General features: G+C 68.7%; 20 protein-coding genes. 5 read left to right on the forward strand and 15 right to left on the reverse strand.

Annotated features, from left to right (window positions below; all coding sequences use genetic code 11):
* Positions 1-5: 5 nt before the first annotated feature.
* Positions 6-1,238 (reverse strand): cytochrome P450, encoded by a 1,233-nt coding sequence (locus ACYVOK_RS01295; protein WP_460660345.1) that lies wholly within the window; start codon positions 1,236-1,238, stop codon positions 6-8.
* A 5-nt stretch (positions 1,239-1,243) separates the two neighbouring features.
* Positions 1,244-2,530 (reverse strand): SGNH/GDSL hydrolase family protein, encoded by a 1,287-nt coding sequence (locus tag ACYVOK_RS01300; protein WP_460660346.1) that lies wholly within the window; start codon positions 2,528-2,530, stop codon positions 1,244-1,246.
* 295 nt (positions 2,531-2,825) lie between these two features.
* Between ACYVOK_RS01300 and ACYVOK_RS01305 the strand changes: the two genes are divergently transcribed.
* The 4 genes from ACYVOK_RS01305 to ACYVOK_RS01320 are packed head-to-tail and all read left to right on the forward strand — an operon-like array spanning position 2,826 to position 7,156.
* Positions 2,826-4,355 carry a class I adenylate-forming enzyme family protein gene (locus ACYVOK_RS01305; protein ID WP_460660347.1) on the forward strand — a complete coding sequence of 510 codons (1,530 nt, stop codon included), beginning with the start codon at positions 2,826-2,828 and terminating at the stop codon, positions 4,353-4,355.
* Complete coding sequence (locus ACYVOK_RS01310; RefSeq protein ID WP_460660348.1) at positions 4,352-5,575, forward strand: MFS transporter; 1,224 nt, start codon at positions 4,352-4,354, stop codon at positions 5,573-5,575. Before ACYVOK_RS01305 ends, ACYVOK_RS01310 begins: the two co-directional genes overlap by 4 nt.
* Complete coding sequence (locus tag ACYVOK_RS01315) at positions 5,572-6,243, forward strand: SGNH/GDSL hydrolase family protein (RefSeq protein ID WP_460660349.1); 672 nt, start codon at positions 5,572-5,574, stop codon at positions 6,241-6,243. The genes ACYVOK_RS01310 and ACYVOK_RS01315 overlap by 4 nt, the downstream gene beginning before the upstream one ends.
* A gap of 58 nt (positions 6,244-6,301) precedes the next feature.
* Complete coding sequence (locus ACYVOK_RS01320; protein WP_460660350.1) at positions 6,302-7,156, forward strand: phosphotransferase enzyme family protein; 855 nt, start codon at positions 6,302-6,304, stop codon at positions 7,154-7,156.
* Here the strand turns inward: ACYVOK_RS01320 and ACYVOK_RS01325 are convergent, their stop codons facing one another.
* The 12 genes from ACYVOK_RS01325 to ACYVOK_RS01380 form a co-directional block, all read right to left on the reverse strand.
* Positions 7,157-8,485 (reverse strand): hypothetical protein, encoded by a 1,329-nt coding sequence (locus tag ACYVOK_RS01325; RefSeq protein WP_460660351.1) that lies wholly within the window; start codon positions 8,483-8,485, stop codon positions 7,157-7,159.
* Positions 8,482-9,453, reverse strand: coding sequence for an alpha-ketoacid dehydrogenase subunit beta (locus tag ACYVOK_RS01330; protein ID WP_460660352.1), 972 nt, complete (start codon positions 9,451-9,453; stop codon positions 8,482-8,484). Before ACYVOK_RS01330 ends, ACYVOK_RS01325 begins: the two co-directional genes overlap by 4 nt.
* Positions 9,450-10,400 (reverse strand): thiamine pyrophosphate-dependent dehydrogenase E1 component subunit alpha, encoded by a 951-nt coding sequence (locus ACYVOK_RS01335; protein ID WP_460660353.1) that lies wholly within the window; start codon positions 10,398-10,400, stop codon positions 9,450-9,452. The genes ACYVOK_RS01330 and ACYVOK_RS01335 overlap by 4 nt, the downstream gene beginning before the upstream one ends.
* 3 nt (positions 10,401-10,403) lie before the next feature.
* Positions 10,404-11,189, reverse strand: coding sequence for a DUF3050 domain-containing protein (locus ACYVOK_RS01340; RefSeq protein ID WP_460660354.1), 786 nt, complete (start codon positions 11,187-11,189; stop codon positions 10,404-10,406).
* A gap of 12 nt (positions 11,190-11,201) precedes the next feature.
* Entirely contained in the window at positions 11,202-12,110 is a 909-nt protein-coding gene (locus ACYVOK_RS01345; RefSeq protein WP_460660355.1) for a phytanoyl-CoA dioxygenase family protein, read from the reverse strand.
* A complete protein-coding gene (gene hppD, locus ACYVOK_RS01350) occupies positions 12,107-13,177 on the reverse strand; it encodes a 4-hydroxyphenylpyruvate dioxygenase (RefSeq protein WP_460660356.1) in 1,071 nt (356 codons plus the stop codon). The genes ACYVOK_RS01345 and hppD overlap by 4 nt, the downstream gene beginning before the upstream one ends.
* Positions 13,177-14,451 (reverse strand): beta-ketoacyl-[acyl-carrier-protein] synthase family protein, encoded by a 1,275-nt coding sequence (locus ACYVOK_RS01355; protein WP_460660357.1) that lies wholly within the window; start codon positions 14,449-14,451, stop codon positions 13,177-13,179. Before ACYVOK_RS01355 ends, hppD begins: the two co-directional genes overlap by 1 nt.
* Positions 14,448-16,040, reverse strand: coding sequence for a class I adenylate-forming enzyme family protein (locus ACYVOK_RS01360; protein WP_460660358.1), 1,593 nt, complete (start codon positions 16,038-16,040; stop codon positions 14,448-14,450). The genes ACYVOK_RS01355 and ACYVOK_RS01360 overlap by 4 nt, the downstream gene beginning before the upstream one ends.
* The gene (locus ACYVOK_RS01365) at positions 16,037-16,318 is read right to left on the reverse strand and encodes a hypothetical protein (protein ID WP_460660359.1); all 282 of its coding nucleotides are present in this window, start codon (positions 16,316-16,318) and stop codon (positions 16,037-16,039) included. The genes ACYVOK_RS01360 and ACYVOK_RS01365 overlap by 4 nt, the downstream gene beginning before the upstream one ends.
* Before the next feature lie 197 nt (positions 16,319-16,515).
* Positions 16,516-17,409 carry a beta-ketoacyl synthase N-terminal-like domain-containing protein gene (locus tag ACYVOK_RS01370; protein ID WP_460660360.1) on the reverse strand — a complete coding sequence of 298 codons (894 nt, stop codon included), beginning with the start codon at positions 17,407-17,409 and terminating at the stop codon, positions 16,516-16,518.
* A 124-nt stretch (positions 17,410-17,533) separates the two neighbouring features.
* Positions 17,534-17,764 carry a phosphopantetheine-binding protein gene (locus tag ACYVOK_RS01375; RefSeq protein ID WP_460660361.1) on the reverse strand — a complete coding sequence of 77 codons (231 nt, stop codon included), beginning with the start codon at positions 17,762-17,764 and terminating at the stop codon, positions 17,534-17,536.
* The gene (locus ACYVOK_RS01380; protein WP_137259095.1) at positions 17,764-18,018 is read right to left on the reverse strand and encodes an acyl carrier protein; all 255 of its coding nucleotides are present in this window, start codon (positions 18,016-18,018) and stop codon (positions 17,764-17,766) included. The genes ACYVOK_RS01375 and ACYVOK_RS01380 overlap by 1 nt, the downstream gene beginning before the upstream one ends.
* 17 nt (positions 18,019-18,035) lie before the next feature.
* Between ACYVOK_RS01380 and ACYVOK_RS01385 the strand changes: the two genes are divergently transcribed.
* Positions 18,036-18,782 carry a 4'-phosphopantetheinyl transferase family protein gene (locus ACYVOK_RS01385; RefSeq protein ID WP_460660362.1) on the forward strand — a complete coding sequence of 249 codons (747 nt, stop codon included), beginning with the start codon at positions 18,036-18,038 and terminating at the stop codon, positions 18,780-18,782.
* On the opposite strand, the gene ACYVOK_RS01390 is transcribed toward ACYVOK_RS01385, so the two are convergent.
* Positions 18,713-20,113 (reverse strand): class I adenylate-forming enzyme family protein, encoded by a 1,401-nt coding sequence (locus ACYVOK_RS01390; protein ID WP_460660363.1) that lies wholly within the window; start codon positions 20,111-20,113, stop codon positions 18,713-18,715. The two genes, ACYVOK_RS01385 and ACYVOK_RS01390, sit on opposite strands and share 70 nt — an antisense overlap.
* Positions 20,114-20,851: the final 738 nt, after the last annotated feature.

The raw sequence follows: 20,851 nt of genomic DNA on the forward strand, positions 1-20,851 counted from the left end.
ACGAGCTACCCCCATCGGATCGGCATGGACTCGTGTCCACGCAGCAGCAGGCTACGACTGCGCACCGGCTCGCTCGCGAGTCGCAGCCCCGGGAACCGGCGGAACAACTGACCGAACACAGCCCGCCCTTCCATCCGGGCCAGCGCGGCCCCGACACAGTAGAAGGGACCGGCGCCGAACGACAGGTGCTGCAGGTCGTCGCGGCCCGGATCGAACGTGTCGGCGTCAGGATGTCTGGCCGGATCGCGATTCGCGGCACCCGGCAGGACCAGCACCAGACTGCCCTCGGCGATCGGCTCCCCGGCCAGCTCGAGGTCGGTCGAGGCCTTCCGGCTGATCAGCTGGACCGAACTCTGGTGCCGCAGGATCTCCTCGACGTAGTCAGACGCGAGACCTGGATCGTCGCGCACCGCGTCGACCAGCTCGGGTTTCGCGAGCAGCTGTTCGAGACCGTTGGTGAGCAGGTTCATCGTGGTCACGAAGCTCGCGTTGACCAGCACCAGCAGGTTGTCGATCAACTCCTGCTCGTCGATCCCCGCCGTACCCGAGTCCAGTGCGTGCACCAGCGACCCGATCAGGTCGTCGCGCGGGCGGATCCGGCGGCCGGCGATCAACCTGGCGTAGTAGGCGTTCAGCTCGTCGGCGGCCTGGTTGGCCGCCGCCAGCTTCTCCTCCGCCTTGCCACCCAGGTCCAGGTACTCGTCGATCCGCTGGGTCCGGTCGCGGAACCAGCCGAGGTCGGACCGCGGGATGCCGAGGAACGTCCCGATCACCGTGATCGGCAGCCGGTAGGCGAAATCGGCGAAGTCCACCACCTGCCCGCCCCGGCTGGAGGGCACCGTCGCGCCGGCCTTGCCGAGGTCGTCGAGCAACTCGGCGACCAGGGCGTCGACCACCGGTTCGAACCCGGCCAGCCGGCGCGGCGTCAGCACGGCCTGGAAGACCTTGCGCATCCGCAGGTGATCCGGCTCGTTGCGGAACATCATCGAGCCGCCGAGCCGGCGCAGGACCGAGTCCTTCGGGTCCGGGTCCGCCGACAGCACCCGGTGGAACCTGGTGTCCTTGAGGGCCTCCTGGGCGGCGTCGTACCCGTTCACCACCACGGCGTACGGCGAACTGCCGGGCGCGAGCCGGCAGACCGGGCCGATCCGATGCAGCTCGGCGAACAGCGGCATCGGATCGCGGCGACCTTGCTCGGAACCGAGGGCGGCGAGAACTTCGTTCGCGGTCCGAGGCATGGCGGTCAGCGCACCAGGTCGAGCGGAACTGAGGCCGCCATCGCCTGGTAGCCGGCATCGTTCGGGTGGATGTGGTCGCCGGAGTCGAAGGCGGGGTTCAGCTTGCTGGGTGCTGCCGGGTCGCGCAGCACCTTGTCGAAGTCGAGCACTCCGTCGAACTCCGTGCTCGACCGCAGGTAGCTGTTCACCGCCTGCCGGGTGGCCTCCTTCGCCGGGGTCCAGCTGTCGGTGCCGCCCATCCCCTCGAACGGCGTGATCGTGCTGACCAGGCTGCGCAGGCCGCGTTCCTTGACCTGGGCGTTCAGCTGCCGCAACGCGCCGATGATCTCGGCCGCGGAGTCGTCGGACATCCAGATGTCGTTGACCCCGAGCTCCGTGATGACCGTGCGGACACCGGTCTGCGCGAACACGTCCTCGTTGAGCCGGGCCAGCGAGTTCACGCCGACCTCGTTGAAGCCGGGGAACGCGCCGTTGTCGGACGGCTCACTGCCCTCGTGGTTGAGCCGGCTGCCGGCCAGCCCGGCGTTCAGCACACTCGGCACCTTCTCCCGCCGGCCGGCCGACGCGATCAGCCGCTCGGCGAGCTGGTCGGGCCAGCGGTTGTTGGCGTTGAACGTGCTGGCGGTTCCGTCGGTGATCGAGTCGCCGAGGACGACGATCGATCCCTTCGACCGGTCGGTCTCCACGTCGACCCCGGACAGGAAGAACCAGCAACAGCGGCGGGTCAGCGTGTACGCCGCACCGCCGGTCTGGGTGACGAGGTTCGACGGGCCGACGAAGTTCTCCTGGAGCGACGAGCCGTGGAAGGTCGTCGGGCCGGTGTTCTGAGGGAAGTACAGGCTGATCACCAGGTCGTCCAGGTTGGCCAGCTTCAGGTCGACCGGGTCGCTGAGCAGCTCGCTGCCCTTGATCATCGACGCCGTACCGGAGCCGTTGAACGTCAGCGTGCGCAGGGTCGCGGGGTCGATGTCGGACAGCTGAGGGGTCGACTTGTCGGGTTTGGCAACGGTCGCGGCGCCGACGGTGACGGTCTTCTCGCCGTAGATGTTCGACAACCGGATCCGGATCCGGTCGCCGCCGACGGTCGGCCGCACCACCAGCCGGACACTCTGGTCGGTCAGTCCGAGGTTCGTGGATCCGGACGCGTTGCCGTGGGTGACCGCGGTGGCCCAGGTGCCGACCCATTCGGCCTTGCGGCGATCATCGCCGTACCCGGCGCCGGCGAGGCTCGATCCGGCGACGGTCAGGGCGGCGGTCACCGCGACCGTTCGCCAAGTGGTGGAAATACGCATGGACGTCGACCTCCTGGGACACCGGTGGCGGAATCAGGTGCGGACGGACCGTAATACGCACCGAGGAATCCGGTCAACGAAACCCGATTGCATTTCCGGAATTGGTTCCTCAGCGGTTAGCGAGGGAATTGCCGGACCGATGCGCAGGGGTATTCCTTCGCCCGGGAAGGGCAGTGACCGCACGACTCCGCAGCGCGACGATCACGGCTGAATCAAGCTCTTTCGCAGGGCCTGCGCATCCAGTAGAGTCACGCCGACGGCTGGGGGTGGCCGGAGTCGAGGGGATATTGACAAAATGCCGCCTGAATTCGTCCTGCCCGATCACCGGGGCAATTATGTGCTGCGAGTGCTGTCGTTGTTCCGGGGCTACGCCGACCGTCCCGCGCTGGTTCGAGGTGTTCGCGGCGCGACGTACGCCGAGTTGATCGACGACGTGCTGCGGATCGCGGCCGCGGTCCGCGACGCCGGGATCCGGCCGGGCGGCAAGGTGCTGGTGATGGCGGCGAACTGCTTCGACGCTCCCGCCCTGCAACTCGCCCTCCACCTGCATGGGTGCCGGGTGCTGTGGTGTGCGCCGATCACGTCGCGGCGCGAGATCGACCGATTCGCCGTCCTCGCCGATGCCGATGCGCTCATCTACGACGGCGGGCTCGGTGCGGAACTGGCCGCGTCGCTTGCTCCGATGCCTGCCTTCGAGCTGGAGCGTCTGGTGGCGGCTCCGGTCGCGACGCCGTACGCGATCGATTCGTCGGTGCCGGCGCCGGACTCGGTGCTGCAGACCAGTGGGACGACCGGCGATCCGAAACTCGTGCACCACACGCAGAGCTTCTACGAGCAGATCCTCGAGTTGGCGGCTGCGTTCGTCGCGGGAGGTTTCCCGCTGCTGCGGCATTACTCGGGTTCGCCGTTGTGGTTGGCGAGTGGGCAGATCACCAGCTTCTTCAACCTGTTCACCGGCGGGGTGCTGTACCTGACCGACACCTGGTCGCCGGCGGAGTTCTACCGGATCGTCTCGACCGAGAGGATCACCTCGACCTATGTCACCCCGCCGATGCTCTACGAACTGCTCGACCATCCCGGCGGCGAGGACGTCGACTGCAGCAGCCTGTTCATGCTCAACGTCGGCGCCGGTCCGGCCACGCCGGCGCGACTGCGTCAGGCCATCGCGCGCTTCGGTCCGGTGCTGCGGATCGTCTACGGACTGAGCGAGGCGGTTGTCGTCACTGCCTTGCCCGGCTTGACCGAGGATCCCCAGCACCCCGAGCGGTTGGCTTCGGCCGGGACGCCGTACGGCGATGTGCGCATCGAGATCCGGGACGACGACGGCAAGGTGCTACCCGCCGGGCAGACGGGTGAAGTGTGGGTGCGGAGCAAACTCACCTTCGCCGGGTATCTCGGCAAGCCGGAGCTGACCGCGGAGACGTTGGTCGACGGGTGGTTGCGGACCCGGGACCTCGGGTACGTCCACGACGACGGCTACCTGTTCCTGGTCGACCGGGTGCACGACATGATCGTCACCACCCGGCGCAACTGGGCCATCTTCTGCCGCCCGATCGAGGACGTCCTGGCCGCTCATCCCGCTGTCCGCGGCGTTGCGGTCATCGGCGTACCGGATCCGGTGGTCGGCGAGGCGGTGCACGCGTTCGTCGTACCCCGGTCACCGGTCAGGGCTGAGGAGCTTCAGCAGTTGGTGACGGACACCTTGAACGAGATGTGGACCCCGGCGGCGATCGACTTCGTCGACGAGCTCCCGCTGACCCGGATCGCCAAGGTCGACAAGGTTGCCTTGCGCAAGCTCTACGCACAGCTCCACCCGACGTCATGACGCCGCGGCGCGGGTTGGTCGTGCTGTTCGCCGCGGACGTCCTGTCCGCGGTGGGTTCGCGGGTGTCGATGGTCGCGATTCCGTGGCTGGTGCTGGTGACGACCGGCAGCGCGGCGCGGATGGGGTTGGTGGCGGCGGTCGAGATGGTGCCGTACATCGTGGCGAGCATCATGGGCGGGCCGGTGATCGACCGGCTCGGCGCACGGCGCTCCTCGATCATCGCGAACCTCGCGAGTGCGGTGGCGGTGGCTGCGATCGCGGCAACCAACGAGCTCGGGTTCGCCGTGCTGTTGTTGCTCGTGGCGGTGGCCGGAGCCTTGCGGGGAGTCGCTGACCGGGCCAAGGAGTTGCTGGTGCGGCCGATGGCGGAGGCGGCCGAGGTTCCGCTCATCCGTGTGACGTCGTTGCACGAGGCGTTCTCGCGCGGCGCGACGCTGCTGGGCGCGCCGCTGGCCGGGTTGCTCATCTACTGGACCGACGCGGCTTCGGTGTTGTGGATCGACGCCGGGACGTTCGTGGTGTGCGGTCTGCTGGTCGCGGCCTTCGTCCATCCACCGCACGCCGCGGTGGAGGCGCGACGGGACAAGTACTTCCGCTCCCTCGCCGTGGGTTTCGCCTTCGTCCGGCACGACTCGTTGCTCGCCACGATGCTGATCACGACCTTCACGATCAACGTGTTCGCGAGCGCGAGTACGGCGGTGTTCATCCCGCTCTGGGTCGCGGAGGAACTCGGCTCACCGGCCGGTCTCGGTCTGACGCTGGGTGCGTTCTCGGCCGGGGCGTTGCTCGGCAGCATCAGTTTCGCCGTACTCGCGACCAAGGTTCCGCGCTACCTGACCTTCGCGATCGGTGCCGTCATCGGCGGCAGTCCGAGGCTGCTCGTTCTGGGGCTGAGCGATCATCTGGTGCTGGTGATGGTGGTGACCTTCCTGTCCGGGATCGGGATCGCGGCCATCAACCCGGTGTTCGGTGCGGTCCTGTACGAGCACGTTCCGAAGAACCTGCAGGCCCGCGTGATCGGCCTCGTCGCGGCGTCGTCCTTCGCCGGCCTACCGCTCGGTGCCTTGCTGGCGGGCGAACTGGTGAGCGGCTTCGGGTTGATCCCGGCGTTGATCGGCTGCGGAGTCGCGTGCCTGGTCGTCAGCGTGTATCCCCTCGTCCGGCGCGGGCCGGGCCGCGTCCTGGACGAACCCGCCGCGACCCCGATGGAGGCCGCATGAACGAGGCGACCGATCCGTACTGCCTTCGGCCGGGTGAGAGCGCCGTACTGCTGGAAGGTCATCCGTGGCGCCGTTTCGTCGTCCTCGGGGACAGCGTCGCGGAAGGTCTGTGCGAGCCGGTCGACGGGTACAGCGAGTTGCAGTGGGCCGACCGGATCGCCGCTGAGCTCCGCGCGGTCCAGCCCGGGCTCGCCTACCTCAACCTCGGCGTCAGCGGCCTGCGGACCCGCGAGATCCTCGCCACCCAGCTCGAGCCGGCCGTTGCCTTCGGCCCTGATCTGGCGCTGGTCGTCGGCGGCGGCAACGACGCCTTCCCGGCGACGTACGACCCGGACCGAGTCGACCGTGAGCTCACCACGATGATCACCACCCTGCAGGACGCCGGCGCCGACGTGATGACGCTCGGCATGTTCGACATCTCCTACAGCCCAGCGGTCGTCGACTGGCTCCGCCCCGGCCTCCGCCAACGCATGCGCACCCTCTCCACCCGAACCGCCGCCCTGGCCGCGAAACTCGGCACCATCCACATCCACCTCACCGACCACCCCCTCTCCACCGACCCCACCCTCTACAGCTCCGACGGCCGCCACGGCACCGCCCGCAGCGACGCCGTAGCCACCGCCGAAACCGTCCGCACCCTCGCCCGTCACTTGGCAACGGTGAGGTAGCCCGCCTGCACGCACTCAGTACGCTGGGCGCGCGACGTACTGAGGGAGGTGCACGCGGTTGATCCAGCCGTCGGACCTGGCGCGTGACTACGGCATCGCCGTCTCACAGCTCCGTCCCCATCCTGGTGGATTCACGAGTGACTGCTGGGTCGCCGACGAGGCGTGGTTCGTCAAGGTCTGGCGGCAGCCGGAGACCCCGCACGGGATCGAACTCCTTGGCGACCTGAGAGCCACGGGACTGCCGGTGCCCGCTCCTGTCCCGACCGTCTCCGGCGAGCTCCACGCGACGTTGGGCGGCAGGCCGTACGCCGTCTTTTCCTACATCTCCGGACGTACGGCGACCCGCGATGACTGGCGGCAGACCGCGCAGGCGCTGAGGCGTGTGCACTCCGTCGAGTACGGCGGCCTGCCGCCGGGCAGCATGGACGAGCCGGCGATCTGGCGGCTGCGGGACCACCTCGACCACCCGTGGATCTCGGACCGCCGTGAAGAAGTGGCCGCGAGCATCGACCGCCTGGAACGAGCGATCCAGCGAGCGCAGGCGAAGACGGTCCGGCATGTCGTGTGCCATCGGGACTTCGGTGGTTTCAACCTCATCCTCGGTGACGACGGTGAGGTCGCGGCCATCGTCGACTGGGAACAAGCTGTCCTCGGCCCCCGCGAGCACGACGTCTGGATCGCGGCCGAGGGCAAGAACTGCGCGGAGTTCCTGACCGAGTACGGCGCTCGCGATCTCGATCTCGACCACCTCGAGTACGCGTTGCTGGCCCGGGCGCTACGGGATCTGGCCGCCCGTGTTCTCCACGAGGTCGATCGTCCCGGTGTCGACACGTGGGGCTTCGGCCGGATTGCCAGGCTCGACGGCGATCTTGCCCGGTTCCGTCCGTTCTGCGGTTGGAGGTGGGCAGGCTGATTACGGAGCCAGTAGGAGGCCGCTGGTCAGGGCGCCCTGGCCTACGTTGACCACGGGGCCGGCGTTGGGGACGGTGAAGCGGAGGTAGGCGCCGGCGGGGGTGCCGCCGAAGAGGTAGGGGGCTACGCAGAAGGGGACCGCGGCTTCGTGGGTTCGGCCGGTGGCTACCTCGATGAATTGCATGGTGAGGCGATCGACCGGGACGTGGGACTGGAGGATGTAGCCGCCTTCCGTGAGGGCTGCGTCCACGGCGGTTTGCCAAGAGTCGGCGGAGACCTCCGGGCCGACGACGACGCCGACACCGCCGTAGGAGCCGGACGGTTTCAGGACCAGTTCGGTCTGGTTGGCGAGGGCGTCCGCGCGGAGATCCGCGGAGAGGACAGACGTTTGCGGGACGTGGCGGCGTACGACGTCGGCGTCGTCGGCCGAGAAGGACTCGAGGTCCTCCCAGAGCCAGGCGAAGATGGACTTGCTCGCCAGGAGCCAACTGGCGGTCGGGGTGAACATCCGGACCGCCCCCGTCTCCACCGCAGTGGCCAATGCGTCGAGGCCGGCGCTCGGCTTGGTGCCTTGGGGGACGAACATCCGGAGCACGGCGTCGATCGGGCCGTCGTCGACGCACAGCCGACCGGTGTCGTCGAGGGCCAGCCACTCGACCGGGAACACCCGCATGTCCAGGCCGAGTTGGCGACCGCGCTCGCTGAACGGCTCGAGCAGCTTGACCATCGCCTGCCCGTCCTGCGACCCCGGATACGTGCCGCCCGTTGTGAAGAGCATCGCAAGCCGGTCCCGCTCACTCAGCTCCAGAGCCGCCCGCACCGCCTCGTAGCGTGCGTCGACGGCGGACGGCGGTGCGGTCAGCCCGAGCCCGCTCAGCACCGAATCACCGTCATACGCCGCCAGGAACCGCCGAGCGACCCCGTCCGAGTCGTGCGCACCACCGAGCGCGCTGTCGATGTTGGCCTCCACCACGTACGGCGTCCCGCCCGCCAGCAGGATGTCCGCACGCACGCCGCCGATGAGTTCCTCGGTCAACGGCAGATCCTCGGCGAGCAGGTCGATCGCGCCTTCCGGGATTCCGAGTGCCTGACGCAACTCTCCGGCGGTCGTTGCCCGCCGCAAGCAGACGTCGAGGATCAACCGGGCCACCGTCGCCGAGACGTGCGTCATCGACCGGTACGCCGCGACCGACATGATCGGGGGCCGGAGCGGCCGCCAGTCCTTGTTGTGCGTGGCGACGCCGTCGTACACCTGTTGCCACGACTCCAGCCCCCGCGCGACCAGCGCCGTACGGACGTCCTCGGACAACTGAGGCCACAGGTCGGTCATCGTTCCTCCAGTACGGCGTGAATTGCGGCGACGAGCTGATCGCGGCCAGGTTGGACCGCTCGGTCCAGGGCAAGCGCGAACGGCAGGACGGCGCCGTCCGGTCTCGTGACGCGGCGAGGTGAGGAGTCGAGGTCACAGCGTTCGGCGGCGACCGCGAGGACTTCGGCGGCGAACCCGCTGGTCCGGTTCGAGTCGTCGATCACGACCAGCCGGCGGGTCTTGGCCAGCGAGGCGGTCAGGCCGTCCGCGTCGAGCGGATAGACTGTCCGCGGATCGAAGACCTCCACCGAGATCCCGAGCCCGGACAGTTCGTCGGCGACCGTCGACGCGTCCTGTACCAAGTGGCCGAGGGCAACGACCGTCACATCGGTCCCGGACCGGGCGACCCGGCCGACACCGAGCGGTACCGGCGCCAGCGTGCCGAAGTCGAGGTCGTCCCGGATGCCGAGGGCACCCGACGGCGCGAACACGACGACCGGGTCGTCGTCGCGGATCGCCGAGACCAGCAGACCGTACGCGTCCGACGGTGTCGCCGGGACCACTGTCTTCACTCCGACGTGGGCGAACAAGCTGTACGGATGGTCCGAGTGCTGTCCCGCCCATCCGGTCCGCGAGCCGGAGCCCGGTACGACGTACGTGACCGGGACCTTGCACTGGCCGCCCGTCATCAGCGAGAACTTGTGCGCCTGATTCGCGATCTGCTCGAACACGAGGAACAGCAACGACGGGATCTGGAACTCGATCACCGGACGCATCCCGGCCAGCGCGGCACCGGTGGCGAAGTTCGTGAACCCCTGCTCCGACAACGGCGTGTCCAGCACCCGGTCCGGGCCGAACCGGCTGAACAGACCGGCGGTCAGGTTGGACGCCGCGAACCGGATGTCCTCGCCGAGCAGGAACACCGAGGGGTCCGCGGCCATCGAATCCCCGAGTGCCCGGTTGAGGGCTTTCAGATACGAGAGCTTCACGGCATCACCTCGGGAGAGGCGTAGAGGTACTCGAGTGCGGTGGCCGGGTCGGGATGGGCGCCGCCCAGCGCGATCCCGGCCGCCGAATCGAGCAGGGTCTCGACCTCGGCATCGACCGAGTCTCGCTCGGCGGCGGTCAGTCGGGCGCCCTGGATCTCCACTGGATCCCGCGACCATCCGGCGGAGACTTCCTCGGTCGAGCGGTACGTGAGCCGGGTCCGGTGCTCGAAGGTGTGATGCGCGTCGAAGCGGTACGTCGTACATTCCAGGAACGTCGGTCCCCGGCCGGCCCGGGCCCGGTCCACTGCGGAGGTCGTTGCCGCGAGCACCTTCTCCGGGTCCTGCCCGTCGACGGTGAACGCCGGGATGCCGAACGCCCGGGCGCGGCCGGTGATACTGCCCGCGACCGCCGACGCAACCGGCATGGTGGTGGCGTAGCCGTTGTTCTCGCAGACGAAGATCACCGGCACCCGCCACAACGCGGCCAGGTTGAACGCTTCCAGCAGCATGCCCTCGTTCATCGCGCCGTCGCCGAAGAACGTGGCCGCGACCGTGTCCCGGCCCTGCCGGCGGTACGCCCAGGCGGCGCCGGTCGCGATGGACCCGGCCGCGCCGACGATCGCGTTGGCGCCGAGGATGCCGAGACCGAAGTCGGCCGCGTGCATCGAGCCGCCGCGGCCTTTGTTCAGCCCCGACTCCCGGCCCATCAACTCGGCGAACAACCGGGCCGGGGCGACCCCACGGGCCAGCACGTGTCCGTGGCCGCGGTGCGTGCTGGTGATGACGTCCTCCGGGCGCAGCGCGGCGCACACGCCGGCCGCCACGGCCTCCTCCCCGATGTAGGGATGGATGCCGCCGACGATCTCACCGGACCGGACGAACTCGATCGCCCGCTCCTCGAAACGGCGGATCAGCCGCACGGTCCGGTAGAGATCGACAGTCGTCATCGGTCAGCCCTTCACCGCAGCCAGGATGGCGTCCCACAGGCGAGCGCGGGCGGCGAGCGCAGTGTTGATGGTGTCGGCGCACGCCTCCCACTTGGCCGAGTTGTCTCCGCAGAGATCGGTGACCATCTGCATGGCCATCGGAGTGTGCTGCTCGCCGTCCACCTCAATGTGCCGCTCGAGGTAGTCGACGAAGCTGTCGAGCCGGTGGGAACGCTCGTTCACCGCCACCACCTGGGTGAACATGTCCGGGATCAGGTCCTCCCGGCCGAACGCGAACGCGGCTGCCTGGCAGTGGACCGGCGCGTTCTCGATGATGTCCCAGGTCGTCCCGGCGAAGTCGATCGACGCCTGCGGCACGCCGGCCTCCCGCAACGAGGCCATCACCGCCGCGCCGTCACGGAGCAGGTCGATCAACTTCTCGATCGCGGTGGTGTCAGCACCCGCCTCCTTCATGCCGTCGACGTACAGTTCGAAGTGGCTGGTGAAGCCGTCCCCGAGTTCGTCGCTCTCCTCGACCATCACGATGTCGTTGATCAGCCGGCGGCTGCCCGCGTGCGCGGTCGGGATCCACGGCACCGTGACACAGGTCAGTTCGCGCTGCAGCGACTTCAGCAGCGACATGAAGTCCCAGACCGCGAACACGTGGTGCTCCATGAAGATCACCAGTGCCTCGTGCGTGTCCAGGTTGGCGTAGAGCGGATGCTGGACGACCTTGTTGCGGGCCTCCGTGACCGCCTTCTCCAACTGCTCGATGCCGGGATGGGTTTGACCCCAGTCGTAACGGGACATGAACTGGTCTCCTCAGCGGTCGGCCCAAAGGGTCGGGCAGTAGTCGGGGTCGGCGTAGTCGGGGTGGCCTGTGGACGTACGGCGTACCAGGACGTCGTGGTTGTACGCGGCCAGAGTGCCGTCGGACAGCGGGAACTCGCGGTAGTGGTTGGCGCCGTCCTGGAGGTGCAGCGAGATGGCGCGGCGGGGACGGTCGCTGACGTTTGGGCCGCTGCCGTGGTACGTCCGGCAGTGGTGGAAGTTCATGTGCCCGCGCGGGATGGTGATCGGGACCTTCACCACCTCGGCGTTGTTGTACGCGGCGTTCTCGGCCAGCATCTGGTCGAGCTGGGACCGGTCCCGCTCGGCGAAGTGGCGTACGACGGTGTCGTCGGAACCGATCTCCTTCCAGCGATGACTGCCGTCCACCATGGTGATCGTGCCCATCTCGGGCGGGCAGTCGTGGAACGGGATGAACGCGGTCAGCATCCGGTCCGACGACGAGGACGACCAGTAGTGCTTGTCGAAGTGCCAGGGCACGATGTTCGACGGCTCGCCCTCGATCGGCGGCTTGTAGATCAGCGTGGACTGGAAGATCCGGATCTCGTCGACCTGGGCCAGCCGGGCCGCGACCGCGCCGATCAGCGGCTTGCGGAGGATCTTGGCCAGGCCGTCGTGCTCGTAGTGCACGTAGTCGTTGTGCCGCTGCACGTCACCCTTCGAGGGGTCCCAGTACGCCAGCTTCGGCGGGCGGACCGGCAGGGTCCGGTCGCGCTCGCCGGCGTAGTAGCGCTCGCTGGCGTCGACCAGTTCCTCGGTCTCCTCGTCGGTGAGCAGCTTCTTCGACAGGTACCAGCCGTGCTCGTTGTAGAAGGCAACGTCCTCGTCGGTCGGGAGAAGTTCGACCTCCTCTTCGGAGAGCTTGAATTCCAGCGTCGTCATGCGTCGGCTCCTGCCAGCTCGCGTTCCTTGGCCTCGTAGAGGGCCTTGATGTTGCCGCTGCCGAACGTCATCGCGCCGCGCCGCTCGATGATCTCCAGGAACAGCGTGCGCCGGACGTGCATCGACTCGGTGAAGATCTGCAGCAGCTGACCCCAGTGGTCGCGGTCGACCAGGATGCCGAGCTCCCGCAGGTCCTCGATCGGCGTCTCCAGCTCACCGACCCGGTCCGGCAGCGCCTCGTAGTACGCGGGCGGCGTACCGAGGAAGTTCACCCCGCGACCGGCCAGTGTGCTGACCGCCTCGACGATGTCGCTGGTCCGCAGGGCGATGTGCTGTACACCGGCGCCGGCGTGCCAGGTGAGGAAGTCGTCGATCTGGCCGGGGCGGCGGCTCGGGTCCGGCTCGATCAGCGTGAAGGTGACGTGTTTCGACGGGCTCTGGACCACCTTCGAGTCCATCCCCTGGCCGGCCACCTCGATGTACTCCTCGAAGATCCGCGGGAAGCCGAACACATCCTCGTAGAACTTCGCGGTCGGCTCGAGCTCACCGGACGGCACGCAGATGGCCAGGTGGTCGATCTCGCTGAACAGCTTCTCGTCCGGCCCACGGCTCGGCTCGGTGATCTGGATCCGGCCGGGCAGGAAGTCGTGCCGCGGTCCACGCCGCTCGACCAGCCGGTGGACCACGTCCCCGAACCCGGCCACCTCCGCGAGCACCACGGTCGTGTCGCCGCCTTCGTAGCAGACCGGCTCCCGGAGCCCTTCGGCGCCGCGGGCAACGAGTTCGGCGTACGCCGCCGTCGCGTCGTCGACCTCGAGTCCGACGATCGCGACCCCGTCCCCGTGGCGCTGCACGTACGCCGCGGCCGGGTGGTCCGCGGCCAGGCCGGACGTCAGCACGAGCTGTACGGCGTCCTCGCGCAGCAGCAGCGACCGCTGGTCCGGCAGCCCGGTCTCCGGCCCGCCCTGACCGTGGATCTGCAGACCGAACGCGTGCCCCAGGTAGAACGCGGCCTGTCGAGCGTCGCCCACGTACAACTCCACGTGGTCGATCCCGTAGATCTCCATCACACCCTCACCTCACTGTTGATGTCTCGCCGCTCCGGCGTACTGGCGGTGCCGAGGAGCAGGCTCACGTTCTGGCCGCCGAACCCGAACGAGTTCGACAGCGCGTACTCCAGCCGGATCTCCCGGGGTTCCTTGCGCACGTGGTCGACCGCGCACGCGGGGTCCGGATCGTCCAGGTGGTACGTCGGTGGCACTAGGCCGGTGTTGACGGCCAGCGCGGTCGCTGCGGCCTCCACCACGCCGGAAGTGCCGAGCATGTGGCCGGTCAAGGCCTTCGTCGAACTCACGGCCGGCCTGTGCTCACCGAACGCGCGACCGATGGCCACGGACTCGGCGACATCGCCGAGCTTCGTGCTGGTGCCGTGCGCATTCACGTAACCGACTCGCGCGGGCTCGACGCCCCCGCTCACCAGCGCCCTCTCCATGCACGCGGCGGCCCCCACCCCGTCCGGCCGGGGTGCGGTGGGATGGTGCGCGTCCGAGTTGACGCCGTAGCCCGCGACGTCCGCATACCCCCGGGCTCCCCGACCCGCAGCATGCGCCGCGCTTTCCAGCACCAGCAGCGCCGCGCCCTCACTGAGGACGAAGCCGTTGCGGCGCAGGTCGAACGGGCGGCTGGCCTGGGCCGGGTCGTCCCAGCCGCGCGCCAGCGCCCGGGCGTTGGCGAACGTCTCCGCGAACGTGGGGAACAGCGGCGCCTCGCTGGCTCCGCACAGTACGACGTCCGCCTCTCCCGACCGGATCAGGCGTACGGCGTCGGCGATCGCCTGTGCTCCGGACGCGCACGCCGTACCGACCGACGAGGTGTAGCCACGGAGGCCGAAGCGGATGGCGACTCGAGCGGCCGGCATGTTCGGGAGGATGCCGGTGAGCAGGTACGGGCTGACGGCGGCGCGACCTCGTTCGGCTCGGGCGAGGACCTGTTGTTCGAGCGTCGCCATCCCGCCGACACCGCCGATGATCACGCCGATGCGATCGGGGTCAATGGTGTCGCCGATCGCCAGGCCGGCGTCGGCGAGTGCGTCCTCGGCGGCGAGTTGGGCGAGGATCACCGTGCGATCCATGACCTTGCCGTCCGGACCTGACGCGATCTTTCCCGGGTCGAACGCCGGGAGGATGCCCGCGAGTTCGACGGAGTTCGCGATCGGGTGGTCTGCCGGCGGCTTCACGATCCCGGATCGGCCGTGCAACAAGGCGTCGTACACGGTCTCGACGCCACGTCCGACCGGAGTGAGCAGACCCATCCCGGTGATCGTGACGCGCGGCCCGCTCACACGTCCGCCCCTGTCGTGCGTTCCTCGCGAAGCGCGACCTTGCGGACCTTGCCGGTGACAGTGACCGGCACCTCGTCTCCACCGACCACGGTGACCTTGCGGATGATCGACGCGACCTCGTCGCCGACCGCCGCCTTCACCTGGTCCGTGCGGTCGAGCGCGGCTGCGTCGGGCGCCAACTCCAGCAGCACCTCGGCGACGTACTTGCCGTTCTCCGGCAGGATCACGACCGTGCAGTCGAGGACGTCGGGGAGTGCGGCCAGGATGCGCTCCTCGGACATCGAGGTGAACAGCTGCGGCCCCTCGAACCCGGCGACCGCGTCGGGGACCCGGTCGAGGTGGAAAAAGTGACCGGTGTCGTCGCGGTAGACCAGGTCGCCGGTGAGGAACCAGCCGTTCAGCCGGAAGCGGTACGTGGTGACCGAGTCGTTCCAGTAGCCGGGTGAGACGGACGGCGATCGGAAGCCGAGCAGGCCGACCTTCCCCGGCGGCAGTTCCTCACCCGTCGAACTCAGCACAGTAGCCTGGGCGAACTCGTACGGCTTGCCGATACAGCGGCCGTAGTGGTCGCTGTCGATCGTGTGCGTGATGTGGAAGCCGTTGTGCCCCATCTCGCTGGAGCCGAGACCGTCGACGAAGTGCGAGCCCTTGACGGTCGTCCGCCCGTCCCGGGTGATGGTCTCGCGGGTGCCGACGGCAACGAGTTTGCGGATGTGCGGCTCGTGCGCGCAGTCGCCGGTGTTGAACCACATCCGGACCGAGTCCAGGTCGTGCTTGCTCAGGTCCTCGCGGGCCAGACCGGCCCAGGTGACCGCGAAACCGTAGACGGCGCGCGGCTTCCAGCGTTCGATCTGCCGCAGTACGGCGGGAGCGTCCTGACTCGACAGCAGGAGCATCTCGGCGCGGTTGCCGAGCACCTGGTTGACCATCAGAATCGTCGCGGTGTGCGGGATCGGCAGCGCGTTGAGGATCCTGTCGGTGCCCTGCGCCTGCGGCATGGTGAGCAGGTGTCGCAGAGCGGCGTACAAGGTCGTGTGAGTGTGCAGAACCGCCTTCGGTACGCCGGTCGTGCCGCTGGTGTGCGTGATGACGATGGGGTCGTCGGCGTGATGACGGTAGTGTTCGGGCGCCTTGGCCGGGTCGCCGGTGCCGAGCTCGCGCGGCTCCCCGAGGACGTCTGTCGGGAGCAGCGCTCGATGGGACGAGTCGGCGAGTACTGCGGTGGCGCGCAGACGGCGGATGAACTCCGCCGCGATGGGCGGGCTCATCTTGCCGTTCATCAGTGCCGGAATGGCGCCGATTCGGGTCAGAGCCAGGAAGCTCGGCACGATGTCGGCGGCCTCGGTGGCCCAGATCGCGACCACGTCCCGGCGGCCGATGCCGTGTTCGTGCAGCCACGCCGTACGGGCCTGGACCCGTTCGTCGAGCTCGCCCAGGGTCAGCGGGTGCTCGGCCGGGTAGTGGTCGAAGGCTGTGTCGAAGGTCAGCCCCGGGCCGTCGAGGTCGGCGCCGTGGGCGATCACCCCGGCCAGGACGTTGCCGGCGCCGATCGCCGGGTCCGCGGCCAGTCGGGCTCTCAGGCTCTTCATGTCGGGTCTCCCCCACTCACGAACTGGGCGGACGCCCGGTCGGCACCCACCTGCACGATCAGCACCTGATCGGCGTCACCGTCGCCGATCAGCAGGGCGGCCTCGTCGAGTCCGCCGTCCGTCACGCAGACCACCGGTCCGCGCAACTCCCACTGCGCGGCGATCAGCCCCGCCACGCTGTTCGGCACCGACTGGAAGAAGAACAGCGGCCCGATTCGTTTGCCGTCGGCAACCGCCCGGCGAACGTGCTCGGCGCTGACCCGGTCACCGTCGCTCACCAGCACGATCCCCGTCCTGGGTGCCGGCCGCCCTGGTAGGGCGCTCAGGCAACGATCCGCGGCCACCGCGGCCAGTGGGTTGAACGGGGAGAGCAAGAACCCGGGTAGGGCCGGCGGCCCTGTCTCGACGTCGTCATGCGGCTCCGGCCAGTGACCTTCTGCGAGCACAACCGGCTGCGGTGCTCTCGTCCACTTGCTCATGCCGCCCGTACCACCAAAGCGGTATTGGCGCCACCGAACGCCGAGTTCAGAGTCATCCCATACGGCGAGAGCGCCGGTCGCGGCGCATCCAGGATCAGGTCGAGCGCACAGTCGGGGTCAGGCTCGAGGAAGCCCGCATTGACCGGCAGCTTCCCTTCTCGCAGTGCCTGCACCGTCACAACGAACTCGACCAACCCTGACGCCTCCAGCGCATGCCCATGCACACTCTTCGTCGAGCTCACCGGAACCCCTCCACTCCCCACGCGGTGGGTCTGGCCGAACGTGTGGTTGATTGCTGCCGCCTCGGCGGCGTCGCTGAACGTTGTGCCGGTTGCGTTGGCGTTGATGTAGCCGATGTCGTCGGGCGCGAGGCCGGCCCTGTGCAGCGCCGACTGGATGGCTGCGGCCAGGCCTCGACCGTCCGGTGCTGGTTGGCATGGGTGATAGGCGTCTCCCGCCCGGGCCCAACCGACGACCTCCGCCACGCCCTCGCCTGCTTGTAGAACTACTGCGGCCACGCCGTCACCCAGTAGCAGGCCTCGGCGGTTGAGGCTGAACGGGCGCACGGTCTGGTCGTCGGACAGGGCTCTGCCGGCGTCGAAGAGCGCGTACTGGTCCGGCTCAACCAGATAGCCGGCTGCTACGACGATGCGGTCGGCCTGCCCGTTGCGGATCAGCGCTGCGGCGTCGGCAATCGCCGTACTGGCTGACACGCAAGCGCTGGTGTAGACGCGTTGCTGGCCGAAGTCGCAGGTTGGGGCGGTGTGCAGCGCGAGCAGGAGCGGTGTCGTGCTGCGGTCGACACCTGCCTGCCCGCAGGCGGTGGCTACGGCGAGGTCCAACTCCTCTTCGAGCGTGCCGGCGTCGGCGGTGGTGGCGGCATGGTGCACGCGGCGGTTGGTTGTGTCGAAACGCTCGACCTCGCTGAAGGCCGCCGTACCGACCAGCTGGGCCTCAGGGCCTCGACCGAGGGCGGTCAGGATCGAGAGGCCGGTGACGGAGACCGGTCTGGGTTCAGACATGACTGGTCAGCACTTCGGCGAGGACCGTGACCGCGTCGTCCACGGTCGCGATGCGTTCCAACTGGTCGTCGGAGAGCTCCACGCCGTACCGCTGCTCGACCTGATGGACCAGCCAGGCCAGCTCCATCGAGTCGATCCGCTCAGCGGCCGGTGGACGTTCGCCGAGACCGGCCAGCCAGGTGATGATCTCTGCCCGCCCGGGCGGGGGTGGGGTCGAGGTCATCAGACCTGCTGGGCTACCCGGCCGGCCACCTCGGTGGTGAACTCGCCGACCGTCATCAACGCCAACTGCTCGGACTCGTCGTCGGAGAACCGTACGCCGAACCGGTCCTCGACCCGGACGGACAGGTCCGCCAGCGCCAGCGACTCCAGGTCGACCCCGGCCGGGCCGAGCGTGGTGTCGTCGTCGATGCCCTCGGTGTCGTAGTTCATGTCCTGCAGTTGCGCGATGACGAAAGCGCGCACCTCGTCCTTCATCGGGTTACCTTCTTTCGGTGGGTGATCCGGTACATGTGTGGGTGGCGCCGGCCGGCGTCGATCAGCGCTCGGCGGCCCGCGAGCTCCTCGTCGACCTCGCCACCACATTGCTCGGTGGCGGGTCGCTCGGCGACGGGTCGCTCGGCGACGGGTCGCTCGGCGACGGGTCGCTCGCTGGCGGGTTGCTCGGTGACGGGTTGGCCGACGGCGCCCCCGTGCTGCGCCACGAGCCCGGCGGCCGGCCCTGCGTGGACGGTCTCGCGGTGAGCATCAGCCACAGCCGCGACCTGGTGGCTGTCGCGGCATCCGCGGCCGGCCCGGTTGGTGTGGACGTCGAAGATGTGTACCCGCGGGAGATCGCTGGATTGGCTCGCCGCTGGTTCGACCCGTCCGAGCTGGAATGGATGGCGCACCAGCCCGACCAGCTGGTTGCCTTCCTCCACCTGTGGACGGCGAAGGAGGCGGTCGGAAAGGCCCTCGGCCTGGGGCTTCGGAACACCGGCCTCCGCCGACGCATGCCACTGCCCGAGTCCCCCGACTCGGGTCGGACGCTTCGCGCCGGCTTGGTCCCGTCCGCGGATCCGGGGCTCGCCGTGGTGCATCTGCCTGTCGACCAGCAGACGGTGGTGGCTTTGGCTCTGCCTGCGACAGTTGCCGAGGTGGCGCTGACCGAGCATCACGGCGAGGCCTTGCATCAGGACGCTGCCTTGCGGAGGACGGTGAGGTCCCGGACGAGCTTCCCCGTCGTGGTGCGCGGGAGCTGATCGAGGATGCGGAGAGTTCGGGGCCGCTTGTACGGCGCCAGGAGCTGAGCGAGCTCGCTCTCCAGGTGCAGGATGTCGCGGCGCTCGTTCAGTTGCAGGTAGGCGGTGATCGAGCCGTCGAAGACGACGACGGCCGCCTCGACGCCGCGGAGCGTGCCCAGGGTGTACTCGACCTCTGTCAGATCGACCTTCGTCCCGCCCACGGAGACCTGCGAGTCGAGCCGGCCCTTGATGCTGACCAGCCCCGTCTCCGGGTCGACAACGCCCGCGTCGCGCGTCCGCAGCCAGCCGTCCGCCCAGCGTGCGGGATCCGAGAGGCCGAGGTACGGCGACTCCGGCCGGCGGATGTGGAGTTCGCCGTCGACCGCACGGACCTCGATCCCCGGCGCGGGCCGGATCGCCGGCCGGTGTTCGCCGTACAGGTCCGTGCCGATGACCCCGACCTCGGTCATCCCGTACATGTTGCCGAGCGGTACGCCGTACTTCGTCTCGAACGACTGCGACACCGAGGCCGGGACCAGTTCGCCGCCGGTCGTCATCCGCTTGAACTGCGGCAACTTCGGCGGCTCCTGCACCGAGGCGAGCAGTCCGATGTGGAACGGCACCCCGAGCACGGTCGCCGGCGTCGTACCCGACGCGATCGCGTGGACGATCGCGTCACCGGTGAGCCGCGCCGGTGGGACCAACTCGACCCCGGCGTGCAGCCCGTACAGCAGGCCCCCGACCAAACCGAGCACGTGCACCATCGAAGGCAGTAGGACCAGCCGCTCACCGCGCAACGGAACACCGTCGATCTTGGTGTAGCGCAGTACTTCCTCGACCAGGTCCTCCGCGGTCCGGCCGATCACCTTCGACGGACCGGTCGATCCAGAGCTGAGCTGTACGACGGCGTGCGCCGTACCGGCCGGATGACCGGAATAGCTGGCAACGTCGGTGTCGACCTCGACGAACGTGCGCAGGCCGGCCGCGACCGGCCGGGCCGCCGACACGACCACCTGCGGGACGAGGCGCTCGATCGCGCGCCGCACCTCGTAGTCGGTCAGCCGGTGGTCGAGCAGGATCGCCTGCCCGCCACTGCGCCAAACCGCCAGCAAATGCGTCACGAATGCCATTGACGGCGGAAATCTCAACGCCGCCGCACCACCGGGCCGAAAACCGGCGTCGGCCAATTCCGATTGCCGATCCCGCACCAACCGGCGTAACGTCGCGCGGTCAACGGATTCAGGCAATCGAAAGCAGATGTCACCCGCCGGCCCGGCCAGCAGCACATCGTCGACCCACTGAGCGCCCTGGCTGGTTCCGGGCACCACGACAGCACCGTCCATGGTCATCCGAGCTCCGAAGTCGTCGCACACAAAGGATTCGAAGACCAGAACCCCCACCAAGGCCTGGCGATGACGCGACGATACGACACGATCACACAACCGCGCTATGCACTGGAAGTAATTGTTCAATCACCTCCCGCAACCACCCCAAAACCCCATTCCCACCCAATGAAAACAAACCACAGACAACCCACTCAACGGTTAACTTTTCCGATCAACCAATGCACGACCGAAGGGTAACCCGCACAATTGAAGAAAAAGCTGTTGAGGTTTTTCAGGACCGCTCTCAAGTCTTCGGCACGCTGAGACCGCTGGCCGACGATTCAGAGGTCGACGCACCACCTGCCCCCGACCCATCACCTGCAGAGCAACCCCGCAAAACGTCGTCCACACCCCCACACCCTTCGCCCTCCACCTGCCGTCTTCGCTGCACTCACATCCGCTCCCCGCAACCGCAGCACGCCCGACAGCAGTCCGCGGCCGCGCCGCAGGCGCCGAAACGACAGCCGCCGCCGAAGGCGCCACCGGGACTGTCGCCGCCGGAGACGGAGTCGTGCAGCCGCCGTTACGTCCGCTCCGCGCAACTGCGGCACGCGTGACACGGGTAGGCGGTGCGCCGAAGGCGCCATCGCACAAGCGCACTGCGCGTGACAGCGATTCGCGGCCGCGCCGAAGGCGCCAAAAAGAACTGCCGCCGCCGGAGGCGGTGTCCTTGTCGTGCAGCCACTCCCACATCCGCTCCGC

This window comes from Kribbella swartbergensis (assembly GCF_054784135.1).

What these genes read in the sequence shown, in the direction of transcription:
- ACYVOK_RS01295 (WP_460660345.1), bottom strand. Translation starts at nt 1,238, where the DNA reads ATGCCTCGGACCGCGAACGAAGTTCTCGCCGCCCTCGGTTCCGAGCAA.
- ACYVOK_RS01300 (WP_460660346.1), bottom strand. Translation starts at nt 2,530, where the DNA reads ATGCGTATTTCCACCACTTGGCGAACGGTCGCGGTGACCGCCGCCCTG.
- ACYVOK_RS01305 (WP_460660347.1), top strand. Translation starts at nt 2,826, where the DNA reads ATGCCGCCTGAATTCGTCCTGCCCGATCACCGGGGCAATTATGTGCTG.
- ACYVOK_RS01310 (WP_460660348.1), top strand. Translation starts at nt 4,352, where the DNA reads ATGACGCCGCGGCGCGGGTTGGTCGTGCTGTTCGCCGCGGACGTCCTG.
- ACYVOK_RS01315 (WP_460660349.1), top strand. Translation starts at nt 5,572, where the DNA reads ATGAACGAGGCGACCGATCCGTACTGCCTTCGGCCGGGTGAGAGCGCC.
- ACYVOK_RS01325 (WP_460660351.1), bottom strand. Translation starts at nt 8,485, where the DNA reads ATGACCGACCTGTGGCCTCAGTTGTCCGAGGACGTCCGTACGGCGCTG.
- ACYVOK_RS01335 (WP_460660353.1), bottom strand. Translation starts at nt 10,400, where the DNA reads ATGACGACTGTCGATCTCTACCGGACCGTGCGGCTGATCCGCCGTTTC.
- ACYVOK_RS01340 (WP_460660354.1), bottom strand. Translation starts at nt 11,189, where the DNA reads ATGTCCCGTTACGACTGGGGTCAAACCCATCCCGGCATCGAGCAGTTG.
- ACYVOK_RS01345 (WP_460660355.1), bottom strand. Translation starts at nt 12,110, where the DNA reads ATGACGACGCTGGAATTCAAGCTCTCCGAAGAGGAGGTCGAACTTCTC.
- hppD (WP_460660356.1), bottom strand. Translation starts at nt 13,177, where the DNA reads ATGGAGATCTACGGGATCGACCACGTGGAGTTGTACGTGGGCGACGCT.
- ACYVOK_RS01360 (WP_460660358.1), bottom strand. Translation starts at nt 16,040, where the DNA reads ATGAAGAGCCTGAGAGCCCGACTGGCCGCGGACCCGGCGATCGGCGCC.
- ACYVOK_RS01375 (WP_460660361.1), bottom strand. Translation starts at nt 17,764, where the DNA reads ATGACCTCGACCCCACCCCCGCCCGGGCGGGCAGAGATCATCACCTGG.
- ACYVOK_RS01380 (WP_137259095.1), bottom strand. Translation starts at nt 18,018, where the DNA reads ATGAAGGACGAGGTGCGCGCTTTCGTCATCGCGCAACTGCAGGACATG.
- ACYVOK_RS01390 (WP_460660363.1), bottom strand. Translation starts at nt 20,113, where the DNA reads ATGACCATGGACGGTGCTGTCGTGGTGCCCGGAACCAGCCAGGGCGCT.